Below are 16,992 nucleotides of genomic sequence, written 5' to 3' on the forward strand. Positions count from 1 at the left end.
AGATAATTTCGGACATTGGGTGCGGGTGAAATACCGCCCGAAAGCCTGAACGGCTGTGTAGCGTGAGGGAATGGGGGGCGGGGGGCTTAATTGCGTGGCTGTCGCGTGCAGCGATCCCGCTGCCGTGAAATGGTTGGACAGAGCACCTTGATAACCTGGCGATCACCCATGCATGCGGCAGCTACTTGAGTGGACGGTTAATGACTGACCAAAGGAGGTCGTCGACTCAGCGGACGCCTAGCCCGGCGCGATACTCACTTGGTGACTTCCCAGTCCAGCGTCGGAAAGCATGGCGAAAGCTTACCGTGTCGCTGTAGCCCAGCTCTTGAGCAATGCTTGCAATACTTTTTGATTCGCCGAATAAAAGGCATGCACGATCGTGCCTCACCTGGTCGAGCAGATGTTGGAAGGAGCAACCTTGGTGATCAAGCCGTCGGCGCAACGTTCGTTCAGTTAAACAGAGCTCCGCGCATACGTGAGCAAGGGAACTGTAGGTAACAAGGTCGCTTTCCAGTAGCTGCTTGACGTGAAGAAAACAATCGTCAGACGCTTTGGTTGCCCATTGACGTTCCAAGTCCTTGCACTGAGCATGCAGCGCGTGAAAACTGACAGTGTTCGCCAGTGGCGCTTTGCTCTCGAACACCTTTGGAGGAAAGTAGACGCCATTTTCAGAAGCGCCATATTCCACTTCGCATCCGTAAAAGGCTCGGTGCTTAAGCATGTGCCCGTTTGATGGCGCTGTGTAACGCACAGTTACCCTGGACGGAAGAGTGCTTAATCCCATCAGGTCTTCAACTACTGTTTTCACAGCGGCGAGACACATGTCGGTGGTCATAACTTCCAACTCGGAGGAGTAGCCATAATTGTCGATTACCACAGCCGTTTCAGTTTCACTCTCCCTGATCCGTACAGTGTGATAAAGCCCCATCGCCAAGGGGAACTCCTCCATACAGGCGAAGGCCACTCGAAGGTTTTGACTAACCAGCATCGTGTAACCGGGTATGCCAAAACTTGAAACGTGCACCCGTTGACCGATCTCTAGACCGACCGATTTGTCTCCACTGAGTAGCTGGAGATTGCTGAAAACCTTGAGTTCCTGCTCTCGGGTGATGACGGTCGACGGTAGATCCAATTCATCTAGTCGCAACCGTGCTCCCTCCAGGATCGCGGCAGGTACTATCCCGAGCTTCCGGGCCTCTTCCACCGCCAAAACAATCACGTGAGTGGTAGCGGGAATCTTTGTCGGGGAGGTGTGTAGCATGAGCAGTCGGTCACTCATTGACATGCGTTCATCTTCGTCAAATTTGCCTACATTCGAAGTGCTAGTGAGTAGCTTTGACTTACTTCCGGGTGTTTTGAGCCGCCCTCTCATGTTTTACACCTCACTCTGAACGTCGAAGCTAAAGGAGTCTCGAAGACAGCACGACCATTACGAAACGAATGCGTGGGTGGTCACGAGTCTGAGTGACGGCCCTGTCGATCGAACCGACTCCATATTTACACGGAATAGATGCGCCCGTTTCGCAACTACGTTCGCTCAAGCCACTGGCATCCTTGGCGGGAACCCTGTAAGCGCTCACTAGCCTAACACCCATCACCATTGGGTTAAGTAATTCGTCTCTGGCCACTGCTCACCAATACCCGAGCGCGTTCAGCCCACGATTTGCCTGGCGAGGTGACATCGAGCTCCAACTGCACACACCGCTGCAAAGTCGCGACGGTGTGTGCTGCTTTGCCGCGCTTACTGCGTATCCTGCATAACGTTTTCGGTCTGCACCGCAGGCGTCTTACCGGCATCGACCCATTGCCAGAACAGCTTGTAGCCAACGGCTAACACGACTGGACCAATGAACAAGCCGATAATACCGCCCGCCAACATCCCGCCCAAGGCGCCGATGAGAATCACCGGCATGGGTACGTCAACCCCGCGGCCCAACAGCATCGGCTTGAGGATGTTGTCGAGCAAGCCGCCGATAAAGGTGTAGATGGCGAATATGATGGTGGCCAGTGTGGCGCCCTCGGTGAAGAACACAAAGGCGATCACCGGGATCGTGACCAAAGGCACAGGCAACTGCATGATGCCCAGCAGTAATACCACCATCGCCAGCAAGCCAGCCCCGGGAATACCCATAAGGATAAAGCCGATGCCAATCACCACCATCTGGATAAAGGCAATACCGATGACACCTTGGGCAACGGCGCGAATAGTTGCGGTGCACAGGGTAATAAAGCTGTGGCTGCGGTCAGCGCCGATGATGCGGTCCGAAATGCGAACTGCGCTTTTGTGGCCGGTTTCGCCGTAAGTGATAATCACACCCGCAATGACCAGTGAAGCGATGAATACCAGAAAGCCAACGCCAACACCCGCCAGCTTGCTCAGCAGGCCAAGGGTGAAGCCTTTTAGGTGTGGGGCCACACTCTGCAGCACGCCGGTTAAGTCAGAGGCTGCATTTGCCCAGAAGCTGTAAAGCGGTCCGCCTATCACTGGCCAGCTTTCGACGGATGTCGGTGGCGGCGGAATGTGCACGCTGCCACTTTTGACCGTCTCGATTGCGATGTGGACGGATTCAGTCAGCGAGCTGCCGAGGAAGTACACCGGAACCAGTAACACAGCAATTGCAAATGCCACGAGCAGTGACGCTGCACGGCCGTTACGGTTACCCAAGCGCGTTTTAATCATACGGTGCAGTGGATACAGGGTAACGGCGAGTATCAATGCCCACAGCATCATGCTTAGGAATGGATGAAAAACCTGATAGCAGCCGTAAACCAGAACCGCGATCAGCGCGGCGCGGATAAAGGTATCCAGCAGCGTTCGCGAAAACTGCAGCTCGGGGGGTGTGGTAAGCGACATTTGAGTTCCTTTCTGAGTGGCTGAGCAAGATATGTGCAGTAGGCGTAAGTGCAGCCTTGATCACGGCCTATATCGAGTTTCCGTGTGTTGTCTAAAGCGTGTTTATGTAAAGCAAAGCATAGCCGCTTGCCAGAGATAGCATGAGCAACATGGCGAGCTGTATGTCAGAGGCTGATTTAGCCGTGTAGCTTAGATAGGCGGCGGTTGATAGGTAGTCACAATAAATATAAGGATTAGTCTGCTGGCCTTTCGGGCACAGACTGGCGGGCAACATCGAATTGCTTGGGTTGTTACTCAGGCAATGAGGGCCGCATGAATTTCAGGTAAAAGAAAGGGCGCCAAAAGGCGCCCTAAACGATGATCATGGAGTAAGTCCATTAACTCTGAACGGTGCTTTCGCAATTGGTTCCGTAGTAAGGGTTATTTACCGGGTGTCAGCAGTAAGCGTTTGCTGCCGTATACCTTGTCGATATTTTGCGACTTGAACGGAAAGCTCATGTATTGCCCCCTGAGCCATGCATCAATGCCATCGGCGTAGTGATCGCTTGCCGGATTACCCGATTGGCCAGAGCTGTTAACCCCGTAAAATGGCTCATCCAGACCAAAATCGACAGCAATGCGCATGGCAGGAATCAGCCAGGTATCAAAGTTCTGGCCCCAGTGATAAGCCGACACATTCAGGGTGCTGTGATCGCCGCCAGCAGAGTATGGGCCGCGATCAAGGTAGCTGCTGATGGCGCTTAAGCGGGTGCGCTGGCTGGCGCTGAGCATTGGCGCAATTTTGCTGCTATCGCTTAACCAGTTGTAGTTGTGCAGTTTGCCCCATTGCCAGCCTGCAGGGTCGCTGCCGAGTTTGCTTTGAGTGAAGGTTGCGGCTGCACTCAGGCTGCGCGCCAGAATCATGGCCTTGGTTTCTTTCTGTGGGGTGCTGATGTCGTCCCAGAACGGACTGTCATCGCGGCCTAGCAAGTGATCCGCTTGGGCGGAATACGATATACCTGCAGTTTCAACCAACGCCTTCCATGCCGCGCTGGTATCGGGGCCCAGTTCATCAAGGAATGTTTGCCGTGCGCTTTCATGCAAAAAAGCACTGTACAGGGCCGCGTCAGCCGAATTGGCGGCCAACTTGCCATCGAACGTCATCAGGCGTTTAAGGGTATTGCGCGCATTGGCAGCATCACCCGGTGCCATTGCATCAATCGCTTGTTTCAGCGGCTCGGCCATGCCTGGAGCTGCAAACATGCCTTGCAGCTTGCCAGCAAACAAGGTGGTCTGATCGTACTGCATAGCTTTGATACTGCGCAGGTCTTGCTTACCGCTGTTAAGCAACTGGGCGATACGCTCGGCGCGTTCCGGGTAGTGCCATGAGTTAGACAACTGCATGCCGTAGCCGGGCGGCACAGTGCGGTTATTGGCGGTTGCGATCCAGCCTTGCTGTGGGTCTTGATCATAGGGATGGAGCATCGGTTCTGCATAACCATCCCAGTCGTACTCGCTGTTCCAGCCGGGTGAGGGCAACAGGCCAACGCCGCCACGGCGATTAGGGAAGCGGCCAGTGACTTGCCAGCCGATATGCTCGGCATCGGCAAATACAATGTTCAACGGTATTGCACGGATTTCACGGGTGGCGGTCGATGCTTGATCCGCTGACTGCGCACGCGACAGGTCAAAAAATGCATCGAGGCTTTTGTCGGTTTCAAATTGCGCTGTTTGTAATGCCAGGCCGTAACCGCTGCTGATTTGTATCGGTTGCAGCGGGTGCTTGCGTTCACCCAATACTGAGTTGAGCAGCGGGCCATGGCGCGTTTCAAAAATAGTTTCGCGGATTGGGCTTTGGCCCTTGATGAAGAAGGTTTCCTGACGTTGTTTAGCAGGCAGCCACTTGCCATCTGCGAGGTAGTAAAGCTGGCCGTTCTGGCGTCTGATTTTCTCCAGGAACAAGTCTTGGTTGTCGCCCATGACCATGGTCATGCCCCATGCGACTTTACCGTTGAAACCTGCAACCACCGCAGGTACGCCTGCGATTGAAACGCCCGCGACATGATATTTCGGCGCGCGGATTTGTACGAAATTCCACATTGACGGCAATGACAGGGGCAAGTGTGTGTCATTGGCCAGCAAACTCTTACCGCTGCGACTCTTTTGTGGGCTCAGCGCCCAGTTGTTGGATGCGGCAACACCGAGCAAACGGGTGTCAGCCACTTGTTGTGCGGCTGAATCGATGGCGTTTAATCCGCTAATTTGGCCGCTGAGTTTCAGGCCTTTGAGCTTGTCGGCTTCCTCAAACGGCAGCGGTTCGTCTGGATAAATGGGCAGTAGCCACGCGAGGTTGTTGCTGCCAACTTTTTGCGCCATGACCAGTGCGGCGATTTCCTCTTGCAGGTTCACCGACAAGCCAAAGTTGATCAGGCTGAACACCAGCGCCGAATCTTCAGGCTTCCAATACGCGGGACGATAGCCAGATTCGGCGATATCCATCGGCAGCTTGTCACGGAAGCGGAACATGTAGGCGTTCACCCCGCGTGCATACACCTCAAAAATTCTCTTCAGGCGCGGCGATGCTCCCTTATAAAGCAGTTCAGCACTTTGCTTGAGATTGACCGCACGCATCAGTCGGTCGACCTCCAGCGCACCAGGGCCCACCATTTCCGAGAGGCGACCTTCTGCGAGCAGGCGCATGCCAACCATTTGGCTAAGGCGGTCACCGGCATGCACGTAGCCGAGGGTGAACATTGCATCGTGCAGGGTGCTGGTTTCAATCAGTGGCATGCCCAGCGCATTGCGTCTGACAACCGCGCCTTTGGCCAAACCTTTAACGCTGCTGATGCCTTGATCGGGCGGCACGCTGTCACTGTAGCGGCTGCTTAAAAACGACTGGCAACCACTCAGCGTAAGCGCAGCGCTGATGAGTGCGGCAAGACCGAACACGGTTGTTGGACGAAACACACGCGATTGCATGCAGCTAACTCCTGAAGGATGGAGCGGGTCGATGATTCATTCAGCTATGGTCACAAGCCTAGCAGGCATAGAGGGCCGGGTGACGGGCTGTTTGAGCTGTTTGGTTGGCGCTGCGTAAGTTAGTCAGCGGCGCAGTAACTGGCAATAGCCGGATTAAAATTATCAGTGTTTGCAGCGCGGCAGCCGACCTGCCTTCAAGGTGAGACTTGTTGTATCAAGTTAAGCCCGTGTGGATATACAGCGAAGAGACCTGCAGCTAGAGCGTGATCTAGCTGCAGGTTAGAGGATGGGGTAACAGAATTAGTTCGAACCGCTTTGGGGCATGCCCAGAAACCAGCGGTAATAAGGATTATCCTCGTCAGTTTTGAGCAGTTGGCGAACTTCGCGGGTCCAGCCCTCGCGATCACGCTGGTAGGAAAACAATCCCGCGGCATAGAAGTGCTGCAGGCGTTTCCAGTTACTTGCGACCTCGGCACGAAAGGTGTCGTCAGCACCGATCAATGGCGGTGCGCTGTGCAGTTCAAGCAGTGCTGGCAATACACGGGTGATTTCTTTCGAGCGCACCCAAGGGGCGTACTCAATACGTGGGCGGTCGTCGGTAACGGCGGGCGCATCGCCTGCAAAACGCTCAAGGCCTTTGCGGTCGGTGATCCATGTCGCGAGCAATGCCGCTGGCGAGTCAATTCCTACCTCTCTTAATGACTCGGCGACTTGTGGGCGTGCGAAGCGTTGCTGAATATCCGGCACCGATAGCGGCATGGGCTCAAGCGAGCCAATCAACAGCATCTCGTGGAGTTCAGTTGTCCATAACGTGGCATGGGGAAATACATCGATAAAGCTGCGCACCAATGAACGACTGTCTTCGATGTTTTGCGTGGGCAGCGGTAGCCATTGCGCCACTAAACCACCGGGTTGCAAGCGACTGGCAGCCAGAGCATAGAAGTCGCGGGAATAAAGATTAACGACTCCGGCGGCGGAGGGCGGCGGCGGTTCCAGGGTGACCAAGTCGTAGCGCTCAGCACTGCGTAGCAGTTCGCGGCGGCCATCGCGTAAACGAATGTCCAGTTGCGGGTTTTCAGCGGCATTATAGTTACCACTGAATAGTGGCGCGGCTTCAAGTACTTCTGGAAGCAGCTCCGCGACTACTGGTTTTTTCAAGTCGGTATATCGCAACATGGCGCCGACGGTGATGCCTGTACCAAAGCCAATGACCAGCGCTGACTGCGGTTGCCCTTTATGGATCAGCAGTGGCAACAGGGCTTGCAAGCGCATGTAGCGCAGCGAAGGCATCGCATCGCCTGTGTTGGAAACGCCTTGGATATATAGGCGATTGAACTGGCGTTCCGCTCGACCTTGAGTGACCACCGCGACCGTGCCGCTACGACCTTCTTGATAAAACACGATTTTGCCGTTGCGCGCCCCCGGTAGCAGGTCGGCAAGCCGCTGTGGTGGCGTCAGTACGCCGCCAATAAGGGTGGCCAAGCCTATCGCTAGCACTGCGAAGCGCATCCCTTTACCGACCGTCGCGCCTTTGAGGGCTGCTATTGCACCAATCAATGCTGCGACTACAGCCAGCACAACCAGGGTTCGCACCAGCCCGAGTTCGGGTACCAATACGAAGCCGGTAAGCACCACTCCAACAATGCCGCCGAGGGTGTTGAGCGCAACTACGGCGCCAACATCTCGGCCGACGTGATTGCTGTTGACCGCTAAGCGCAACGCCAGCGGAAAGGCTGCGCCGAGCAAGGTAGTCGGCAAAAACACCACACACAGAGCGGCAACGGCAAAGCGTGCGGACATTCCGGCCAGGGCATTGCCGGTCAGTTGCAGCACCATCACCTCCGCATGGGTTTGCGCAATGATCAGCCAGCGACCGAGGCCGGAAATCTGGAGCAAGGCCAGCAAGCCTGCCGCTGCGATCAACAGGCCGAATAATCCCCAGGGGTCAGCAATGCGATCGGCGCGGCGCGCGTATAACGCACTGCCAAGTACGAGGCCCGTGAGATAGGTGGCCAAGACCACGGAGAACGCGAAGGCTCGGGTGCTCATGAATGGCACGATCGATTGAGTCCAGACCACCTCGTAGCCAAGTGCTACGCCACCGGCGATGCAATACAAGGCAATGGCCAAGCGTGCTGTGTTTGAACGTGGGGCAGGGGACGCAATTGTAGGCTTGGACAGCCTTTGATCATTGCGCCGCGCGAGCCAGGCACCGCCGCCTGCAAGCAGGTTAAGCAGGGCCGCAGCGTAAGCGCTGCCATTGACGCCTAGTTGTGGAATCAGAAAAAAAGCCGCAAGCAGTGTACCGGCGATGGCGCCAGCCGTATTACCTGCGTAGAGACGCCCGCCCGCTTCACCGAGGCGACCATCAGCCGGAGATAAAGCACGTACCAGCACCGGTAATGTTCCGCCCATGAAAAACGCGGGTAAGCCAACTAATAAAAAGGGTAGTAACCATGCGAACAGACCAATGCTGTCCTCGAGTCGAGCGAACAGGCCAGCCGACTGAGATAAGGCGTAGGTTGTTGCAATCCCGAGGATCGCTACGAGCAGCTCCAGCGCCGCGTAAAGTTGAATCGGACGACTCAAGCGATCGGCCCAACGGCCAAAAAACAGACCGCCTAAGGCAAGTCCGGCGAAGAATGCACTGATGCCAGTGGTGATTGCATAAACCTCAACCCCGACCACCAGAGAAAGTTGTTTAACCCAAAGCACCTGATAGACCAATGCTGCGCAGCCGGAAATAAACAGCAGCAGCACGGGAATCAGCATGGGCAGAGCAAGAGGGGTATCAGCAACCGCACCACGAGAGCGGGCGCGAGACGAACTGGCGGCTGAGGACATCAAAAAAAGCGCCTTATCTGATATGAGAAAACCTGCGACAGGTTGCCCCGTCGCAGGTTTTTTAAGATAGCGTCCGAAGCAGGCGGACGCCACGTTTTACATCACTGTTTTTTCGCCGCTTCTGCTTCTTTCATCTTCGCTTCGATCTGCTTATCTACGTTCGCACGAATCTGGTCGATGCTAAAGCTCGCCGGACGTTGGCTTGGTGGATAGTCGACGAAGGTCTGCAAGAACTTGGCTGCTCGCTGAGTTGCTTGCTCGGTGATGAACACGTTCTTGGTCAAGAAGTCATAGTACTGATCGGAAACAATATCAGCCCGCTCATACGGATCCATTCGCAGGTTGAAAATCTTCGGTAAGCGAAGACAAACAAAGGGTTCGCTCCAGACTTTCATTCCGCCGGGCTCGCGCTGCTCACAGAAAACGACTTTCCAGTTGTCAAAGCGCATGGCAACCAAGTCCGTATCATCATTGAAATAATAGAACTCGTTACGTTCGCTCTTGTCGGTTTTACCTGTCAGGTAGTCCAACTGGTTATAGCCATCAAGGTGTACCTTGAAGTTTTTACCGCCTACGTCGGTTCCCTTGAGAAGCCTTTCTTTGATATCAGTATCCCCGGCCGCAGCAAGCAGTGTAGGGAACCAGTCGAGTCCGGAGAACATTTCACGAGAAACAGTTCCTGGCTTGATATGGCCCGGCCAGCGAACCATCGCAGGTACTCGGTATGCACCTTCCCAGTTGGAGTTCTTCTCGTTACGGAATGGCGTGGTTGCCGCATCCGGCCAAGAGAACTGGTTCGGGCCGTTGTCTGTGGTGTAAACCACAATGGTGTTATCAGCAATTTTCAGGTCATCTAGCTTTTTGAGCAGCATGCCGACGTCTTCGTCGTGTTCGATCATCCCATCAGCGTACTCATTGCCAGGCATCCCGCTCTGGCCTTTCATCGAATCACGTACGTGCGTGAACAAGTGCATACGTGTGGTGTTCATCCACACGAAAAACGGCTTGTCCGCTTTGGCTTGCTTCTCGATGAAGTTGATTGCAGCTTGAGTCGTATCGTCGTCAATGGTTTCCATGCGCTTGCTGGTAAGCGCCCCAGTGTCTTCGATTTTTCCGTCAGCAGTGGATTTGATTACCCCCCGCGGAGACGCGCCCTTGACGAATTCAGCATCGTCCTTTGGCCAGAGCTCGCGTTCAGGTTCTTCCTCAGCATTGAGGTGGTAAAGGTTTCCGAAGAACTCATCGAAACCATGATTGGTCGGTAGGAATTCGTCACGGTCACCCAAGTGGTTCTTACCAAATTGGCCGGTTGCGTAGCCAAGTGGTTTGAGTGCCTGGGCGATAGTGATATCGCGACCTTGCAGGCCCACCGGAACTCCAGGCAGGCCTACTTTCGAAAGACCTGTGCGGAAAATGGTTTGCCCTGTGATGAAGGTTGAGCGTCCCGCAGTGCAGCTGTTTTCAGCATAGTAATCAGTAAACTTCATGCCGGCCGCGGCAATCTTGTCGATGTTCGGTGTTTCATAACCGACAACACCTTGACCGTAGGCACTGATATTGGTCTGACCAATATCGTCCCCGAATATCACCAGAATATTAGGTTTGTCTGCAGCTATTGCGGCTGAGGCACTGATGGCCGCTGCCATTGCGAGTGCAACTCGCGGTATCCATTTTCGAGGGGTTCTCATTCTCGTATTTCCTTTATGCACAAGTTTTGGCAACTACAACGGTTTAAAAGGGTAGTACACGAACTAGGTTGTTACCGGCCTTTTTATTGAAAAAAAGACCTAAGGTTGATCCACCTCAAAGGGGTAGATGTTTTTCCACTCCTTGGCCATATCGACTACGGTCCAGTTTTGGGTTTTGGCCGCATCAAGCGCTTTGTCGAGGCGGCCGATCTTGCTGTCACGGTCATAGGCCCATTCGCGCTTGGCGTCGGTGTGATGGACCAGGCCTGCAAAGCGTTTGCCGCTGGCAGCGGTGGTCCACTGCAGCATTTGCAGGTCACCATCAGAATTGCCGAAGGCAAAAATTGGCCGGCGCCCAATGATTGACTGAATGCTCACAGGTTTGCCTGGGCCGTCATCGTTAAGCGCCAGTTTTGGTTCACGCAAGATCGAGTATTTGCCATCCTGATCCTGGAACTGGGTAACGAACGTTGTGCCGATCACCTGCTCGGGTGGTATTCCGTAGACTTCCTCAGCGAAGGCGCGCATGAACTCAACCTCGCCACCTGAAACGATGTAGGTTTTGAAGCCATTCGCGCGCAGGTAATCAAGCAGCTCCAACATCGGTTGAAACACCATTTCAGTGAATGGTTTTGCGCTTTTCGGGTGTTTGGTGCTGGCGAGCCAACGTTGAGCATTTTCATTGAATGTGGCTGTGCTTATTCCAGTGTGAGTGGCCCCAACGATCTTCATCAGGCCTTCCATGCCGCTGGCAGCAAGCGTCTTTTGGTCGTTTTCGAGGACGGCCTTGAATGGTTGCTCGGTTTTCCATTCAGGGTGTTGTGGCGCCAGGCGTTTGACCTCGCTCAGGGCAAATAACAGCTGAAAATACATCGGCTGCTCGCTCCACAAGGTACCGTCGTTATCGAAGACGGCAATGCGCTCGGCAACAGGCACATAATCCTTGCTACCTTCGCTGGTGACCGCCTGAACAAACTGTACGATGGCCTGACGCGAGGGGCCTTCGTTCCATGACGGTAATTCATCGGCCGCCTGAGCCAGCAATGGTAAAGCCAACAGTAATGCGACCAGCCCGCGCCATGAAGTTTGCGCAATTAATCGACGCATGGGTCCATCCTCGTTTTCAAATTAGCAAATTTTTAGGGAACCGCTGAAAAACTACTGCGCTAGATATTACGGCGTTAAAAAACTGCTCAAAATGCTCATTTAGGCCAACTAAACTCCGCTTTTTCGCTTTTTTTTGCCTTGTTCTATCGTCGCTCGCTACCTTTTTCAGAGGTTCCTTAGTGCTTTGGATTAAGCGGTTTAAGTGTTCCTACCGCTGGAGGGGCAGTGCGGCTATGTTTAAATAACTCGCGGAGTTTAGTTAGTGTCTGTTTTTGCGCAGAGGCCCGTGCTAGAGCGGTTTTGTTCGCAGAATAACTTGCTTTTAATAAGATTAGCAGCTGATTTCTAAGGTGCGAGGGTAAATTTTTAGAGGCACCTTGTAGTGTGTCCGCGTCCGCACTCCGTTTGACCCAGCGATAGAGCTCACTGGCGGCAAGTGTCTGGTCGTTTAGACGTGCCTGAAGTTGTTGCCATGCGAAATCAGGTGAGTCACGCCAAGCTTGCTGACGCGCTGCTCGCCGTTGTAGAAACAATTGCAAACCGCGATTCCAGTAGGTTCTACCGAAGTAACCAATGAGCGCGGCGAGCAGTATTAAAGCGCTCAATAGCAGCCAATGACGGGCAATATGCAGTTGAGTGTTTTGTCCAAGCTGACGCAAGTCTTCGCTGATCGAGAAGGGCCCGCTGTAGCCGCTTTCGCCTTGGGCCTTGAAGGTGACTTTGGGGATAGAGGCAATCTGGGGTTGACCGGCTTGGTCCCACCACTTCAGCTCTATAGCGGGCAATGTGTAATTGCCCTGCTCGCTTACCACATAGGTGATGGTGTCAGTACGGATGCCGCCGGTAATGTCGCCCCGACCATTGTCCATCGGTTGAATGTTTGGTGTTTGTACGTACTGTTTAAGTCCATTCACCTCAGCCAATTCCGGTGCTGGAATCAGCATGGCCTGCGCGCCTTTGGCGCGGACACTGAGTTGACGGCTAATGCTGTCGCCAACCCGCAGCGGCTTGTGAGAGCGAACAATAGTCTGGGTGTAGGTGACTTGTTCGGCTACCAGTACATGTTCCTGATCATTGGCGCCTACAGGCTGTACGGCGCTGAATTTTTGCGCTTGAGTCTGCACCGTTTGCGGCTTACTACCTTGTCCAGGTTGCACCTGAACGCTAAGCGCTGGGATGTCGAATGTCTGCGCTTGCTGGGGTGTGATCCGATAGGTAAAACGTAGGCCGAAAAAGGTTTTCCCGTCGCGTTTTTGGGTGAGGTGGGTTGCTTGCGAACTCGGCGCAGACACTACTGCGCCTGGCAGCTCAAGCTTCGGCAGTTGGGGCGCACTGGTGAACCAGGTATCGACAAGCAGGTCGACCTCAAGCGTAACGATGCCACCGACTAACACTTGGTTTTTCGGCGTTAGGCGGCTGTCGACAAGCAATGTCGGCTCGGCTGCCCAGACCGATAAAGGCAGTAATAAAGTGAGGAGCAGGATCAAGTGTTTCATGGCGAAGACTCCATCTCCTGCTGACGTTTAGCGTCCTGAAGAAAAAACTTCTGCTTGAGAAAGCGAGCTGGTGAAGTGTTCAGATTCTCTAGCCAAAGTTGATCGGATGCAGGCTTGGCAACGGGTTGCGGTGTGTCCTTGCCTTCGTTGGTTTTGTTATCGAACTTGAGTTCGTCGGGCTTTTCATCTGGAGTGCCCGCTTCTTGCTGGCTTTCGTAGTCTTTCTGCAGGGCCTGCGCGAGGGCGAGGTTGCTGCTGGCCTCAGGGAATTGGGCCTGTCGTTTAAGTGCTTGTTGGTAAGCCGTTATCGCCTCGGGGAAACGCGATAAACGCACGTAGCTATTGCCCATGTAGAAGAAAGCCTGGGCGCTATCGAGGTTGGCGAAACTGACTAGGGCTGCGTCATAGTCAGCGGCGTTATAAGCAGCCACGCCTTTCCAGTAGGGGTCATTAAAGTGCGCCGCCGCTTGCGGGTAGCGTTGGTGCTCAAAGGCCCATCGTCCTTGTTGGTCCGGGGTGAAAAAGGCATCTGCAAACGCTCCTGCTTGAGCGGGCGCCGAGGGTAAACCAAGGCCTACAGCCAGCAGTAAACTGGCCAACCAGTGCACACGCCAGCCTCGACGTACACAAACCAGTGCGATCAGCAACAAGGGCCAGCACAGCCAGTAGCCCGCATCTTTCCAGTGAACCTCTCGTCCTTGGTCGCTGACCGCTTGAAAGTGGCGTTGGGCGTGCAGCTCAATCCAATCCAGATCATCATCATTAAGGGTCAAGCTTCCAAGCGGAGCGTTGGCTGCGTCAGCAAGTGCTTGAAGTGCTTTGCTGTCAAAATTGGCTACGACCGGGCGGCCACTGGCATCAACCTGCGGTTGCCCCTGGGCGTTGCGTACAACGCTTGAACTCTTGCTGCCAACGGCGAGAACCAGCACTTGCAGGTCAATACCTTCGAGATGCTGACCTATTTGTTGATTCAGGGCGGGATCGGCTCCATCGGTAATGAGTACTAGGCTTCCCGGGCTGTTTTCCGCTTCCAGCAAACGCTTTGCTTGATCTATCACGCCTAGGACGTCACGCCCGGCTTTCTCTATAAGGTTGGTGGACAGCGCCTGCAAGAAGGTATTTAACAGCTCCGGATCGTCGGTCGCCGGCAACACCAGGTGGGCACTTCCGGCATAGGCGATGAGTGCTGTGCGTGCGCCGGCGCGGCGCTCAACCAGATCATGTAATTTATTGCGTACTGCGCTCAAGCGTGTTGGCGGCACATCATCAGCATCCATTGATGGCGACAAGTCGACCGCCAGTATCAGCGGTGCACGGTCATCAAGAAAGTCTGGGCGATCTTGCTGCCAAGTCGGACCCGCAGCGGCCACGGCGCCCAAAATGAGCAGGGCTGCGAGCAAATGCACTGGGCGCAGACGATGATTATCCTGCGGTGTTATCACCAAATGCTGCAGAAGATGCGGGGCGATGGCGCCTTGCAACTGACGGCTCAGGTCATGGCGGTGCGCCCAGATTATGGGCAGCGCTATTCCCGGCACCATGAGCAGCAGCCAGAGCGGGCGAAGAAAGTGGAAGGCGCTCAGGTCGATATCCATCTCATGGCTCCTGTTGCGATCGAGGCGTGCCTATTGAGGACACTCGAGCCGAAAGGGCAGCCAAACACTGACTAATGGCCAGCAGCAGAAGTGCAGCACCTAAAGGCCACCAGAACAGGTCCCGTTTGGGTTGATGGCTGAAGGTTTTGACTTTGTGCGGGGTTATCCGATCAAGCGTGTCGTAGACCTGCTTCAGCGCATTACGATCGTCGGCGCGAAAGAAGCGGCCATGGGTAATGCTGGCGATGTTTTGCAGGGTTTGCAGATCAACCTTGGATTCGCCGGTGGCTTGTGGGTCACCAATACCAATGGTGTGTACGACAATACCTTTACTGGCGGCCAGGTCGGCGGCGTGGTCTGGGGTAATTGCACTGCCGGTGTCGTTGCCGTCGGTGAGCAGGATCAATACTTTCTCCTGCTCCTTGGCTTTATCGAGCAGCTTTATGGTCAAGCCAATAGCATCACCCAGCGCCGTGTTGGGCCCGGCCATGCCTATGCCCACTTCATCAAGCAATATATGCAGGCTGGCATGGTCTAAAGTTAGCGGCGCCTGCGGGTAAGCACCGGTACCGAAGACGATCAAGCCGATGCGATCATCCTTGCGCACATCAATGAAGTCACGCACCACATCCTTGACTGCACTAAGGCGGTCAGTTTGCTGGCCGCTGGCGCTGGTGTAGTCGCGCGTTTCCATTGATTGGGAAATGTCGATGGCAAGCATCAAATCACGGGTTGGCTGTGTATGTTCAATCGGTTTTTCAACATAGACAGGCCGGGCACAGGCAAGCAGTACCAGCGCCCACACCAGCAGGTTGATGAAGAGCTGCCAGCGGCCACCGCCTGAATGTGGTTGTCCGGGTTGTTGCCCTGCGGCTTGGCTAAGCGCCCCGAAAAACGGTACGCGTACTGCGCTGCGTGATTCGCGGTATTCGCCCATGTAGTGGAAAACCAACCACGGCAATGGCAACAGCAGCATCAGCCAAGGGTAATCAAGCTGCCACATGATGAGCCTCAATCCATTGCTTGCAGGTGCTGAATAGCACGTCTAGTTGCTCCTGACTCAAGGTCGCCAACTGTGCTTGTGGGCCGTAAGCCAGTAGCGAGAGTTGCTGGCTAAAATCAGCGGGCAAGTGGGTCGCGCTCGCGTCTTGCAGAAAGCTCTGCCAGCGAGCGCCGCTCAGGGTGGCGACGTCAGGTGAGTTGGGCATCGATAGCGCCACTCTTTTGAGCAGTTCGGGGAGCTCGCGCAAAGCCGGCAGGCGTTGATGTTCATGCATGACGGCGTCTTGCAGTTGTGCCAGCCGAAGCAAAGCGTCGCGGCGATATTGATTGCGCTGCCAGTGGCGCCATCGCAGCACCGCCCAGACAGTGAGGATAATTAAGGTAACCAGTAATAGCGCAAGCCAACCCCAGGTTTGTGGGAAATAGCTAAAGGCCGGAGCCGTCAGCTCCAACTCTTTTAACTGGCTGATATTGGGCGCATCCGTGCGGTTCATCGTGCCACCTGTGCAAGCCTGCCCAACTCTTGCCGCAGCTGTTCAAGGCTGTTTTCGCCAGTGCTGAACATCATCAGTGGTACTTGGCTGAGCCTTAATAGCTCGGCCACCTGGCGAAGGCGTCCAGTGAGAAATTCACCCAGTGGTTTGTTAACCCGACGGTGGTCGATTTGCAGTTCGACTTGCAGTTCGCCCTGCGTAACCATCAGCCGACCTTTGCTTGGCAGGTTCAGGGCAATAGGGTCGTAAACCTGCATGGCGATTACATCGTTGTGGGTCTTGAGCTCGCGGAGCAACTGCAAGGTGCGATCACTGGTGGCCGCAAAGTCGCTGATGATGCAGATCAGATGGTCGTGACCGGCAAGATTCAAGCAGTTGCGTAGCGCTTGGTCTAATTGATCAACGTTTTCATTATCAGGGCGTGTCGCAGATAAAATCTGGTTTTGCCGCACGATGCTTGTGCACAAGGCTTCTACGCGTGAACGGCTGCGTAGAGGGCGGATATGTTCGATACGGTCGTCACCGAACACCAGACCACCAACACGGTCGCCAGCTTGCAAAGCGATCCAGGCACAAAGCGCACCCAGCTCGGCAGCGGTAACCGACTTGAAGTTACGCTGCGAGCCAAAGAACATGTTCATGCGCTGGTCGACAAGAATTAAGGTCGGACGGTCACGCTCCTCGGTAAAGCTGCGCACAAATGGCTTGCCATAGCGCATTGAGGCTCGCCAGTCGAGATGACGTAAATTATCGCCGGGCATGTAATGTCGCAACTCGTCGAAACTCAAGCCCCGTCCGCGCAAGCGTGATGCATGGTTGCCGGATAGAACGCTCGATAACGACTGACGAGCCATAAAGCTTAGGCCGCGGGCTCGGTGCTCAAATGCCATTAGTTGTGGCAATGATGCGTAAACGAACCCGTCTGCAGCGGTCTTGGAAGACTGCATGGTATTG

11 protein-coding genes are annotated in these 16,992 nt (G+C 54.7%); all 11 read right to left on the reverse strand.

Annotation, left to right across the window (positions count from 1 at the left end; all coding sequences use genetic code 11):
- Positions 1 to 226 precede the first annotated feature (226 nt).
- Entirely contained in the window at positions 227 to 1,279 is a 1,053-nt protein-coding gene (locus tag B9K09_RS06295) for an AraC family transcriptional regulator (RefSeq protein WP_177408643.1), read from the reverse strand.
- 462 nt (positions 1,280 to 1,741) lie between these two features.
- Entirely contained in the window at positions 1,742 to 2,854 is a 1,113-nt protein-coding gene (locus B9K09_RS06300) for an AI-2E family transporter (protein WP_087516004.1), read from the reverse strand.
- A 420-nt stretch (positions 2,855 to 3,274) separates the two neighbouring features.
- Positions 3,275 to 5,812 carry a penicillin acylase family protein gene (locus B9K09_RS06305; protein WP_177408644.1) on the reverse strand — a complete coding sequence of 846 codons (2,538 nt, stop codon included), beginning with the start codon at positions 5,810 to 5,812 and terminating at the stop codon, positions 3,275 to 3,277.
- Between the two features lie 300 nt (positions 5,813 to 6,112).
- Positions 6,113 to 8,656, reverse strand: a complete 2,544-nt coding sequence (locus B9K09_RS06310; RefSeq protein ID WP_371917437.1) for a fused MFS/spermidine synthase — start codon at positions 8,654 to 8,656, stop codon at positions 6,113 to 6,115.
- A 101-nt stretch (positions 8,657 to 8,757) separates the two neighbouring features.
- Complete coding sequence (locus tag B9K09_RS06315; RefSeq protein ID WP_087516005.1) at positions 8,758 to 10,344, reverse strand: arylsulfatase; 1,587 nt, start codon at positions 10,342 to 10,344, stop codon at positions 8,758 to 8,760.
- A 99-nt stretch (positions 10,345 to 10,443) separates the two neighbouring features.
- Positions 10,444 to 11,451, reverse strand: coding sequence for an HAD family phosphatase (locus tag B9K09_RS06320; RefSeq protein ID WP_087516006.1), 1,008 nt, complete (start codon positions 11,449 to 11,451; stop codon positions 10,444 to 10,446).
- A 176-nt stretch (positions 11,452 to 11,627) separates the two neighbouring features.
- Positions 11,628 to 12,947: a BatD family protein gene (locus B9K09_RS06325; RefSeq protein WP_087516007.1), complete on the reverse strand. Its 1,320-nt coding sequence runs from the start codon at positions 12,945 to 12,947 to the stop codon at positions 11,628 to 11,630.
- A complete protein-coding gene (locus tag B9K09_RS06330; protein WP_087516008.1) occupies positions 12,944 to 14,542 on the reverse strand; it encodes a VWA domain-containing protein in 1,599 nt (532 codons plus the stop codon). The genes B9K09_RS06325 and B9K09_RS06330 overlap by 4 nt, the downstream gene beginning before the upstream one ends.
- A 1-nt stretch (position 14,543) precedes the next feature.
- Entirely contained in the window at positions 14,544 to 15,545 is a 1,002-nt protein-coding gene (locus tag B9K09_RS06335; protein ID WP_087516009.1) for a VWA domain-containing protein, read from the reverse strand.
- Positions 15,532 to 16,038, reverse strand: coding sequence for a DUF4381 domain-containing protein (locus B9K09_RS06340; RefSeq protein WP_087516010.1), 507 nt, complete (start codon positions 16,036 to 16,038; stop codon positions 15,532 to 15,534). Before B9K09_RS06340 ends, B9K09_RS06335 begins: the two co-directional genes overlap by 14 nt.
- Complete coding sequence (locus tag B9K09_RS06345) at positions 16,035 to 16,985, reverse strand: DUF58 domain-containing protein (RefSeq protein WP_087516011.1); 951 nt, start codon at positions 16,983 to 16,985, stop codon at positions 16,035 to 16,037. The genes B9K09_RS06340 and B9K09_RS06345 overlap by 4 nt, the downstream gene beginning before the upstream one ends.
- Between the last annotated feature and the right edge of the window lie 7 nt (positions 16,986 to 16,992).

Source organism: Pseudomonas sp. M30-35, from assembly GCF_002163625.1.
Lineage (GTDB): Bacteria > Pseudomonadota > Gammaproteobacteria > Pseudomonadales > Pseudomonadaceae > Aquipseudomonas.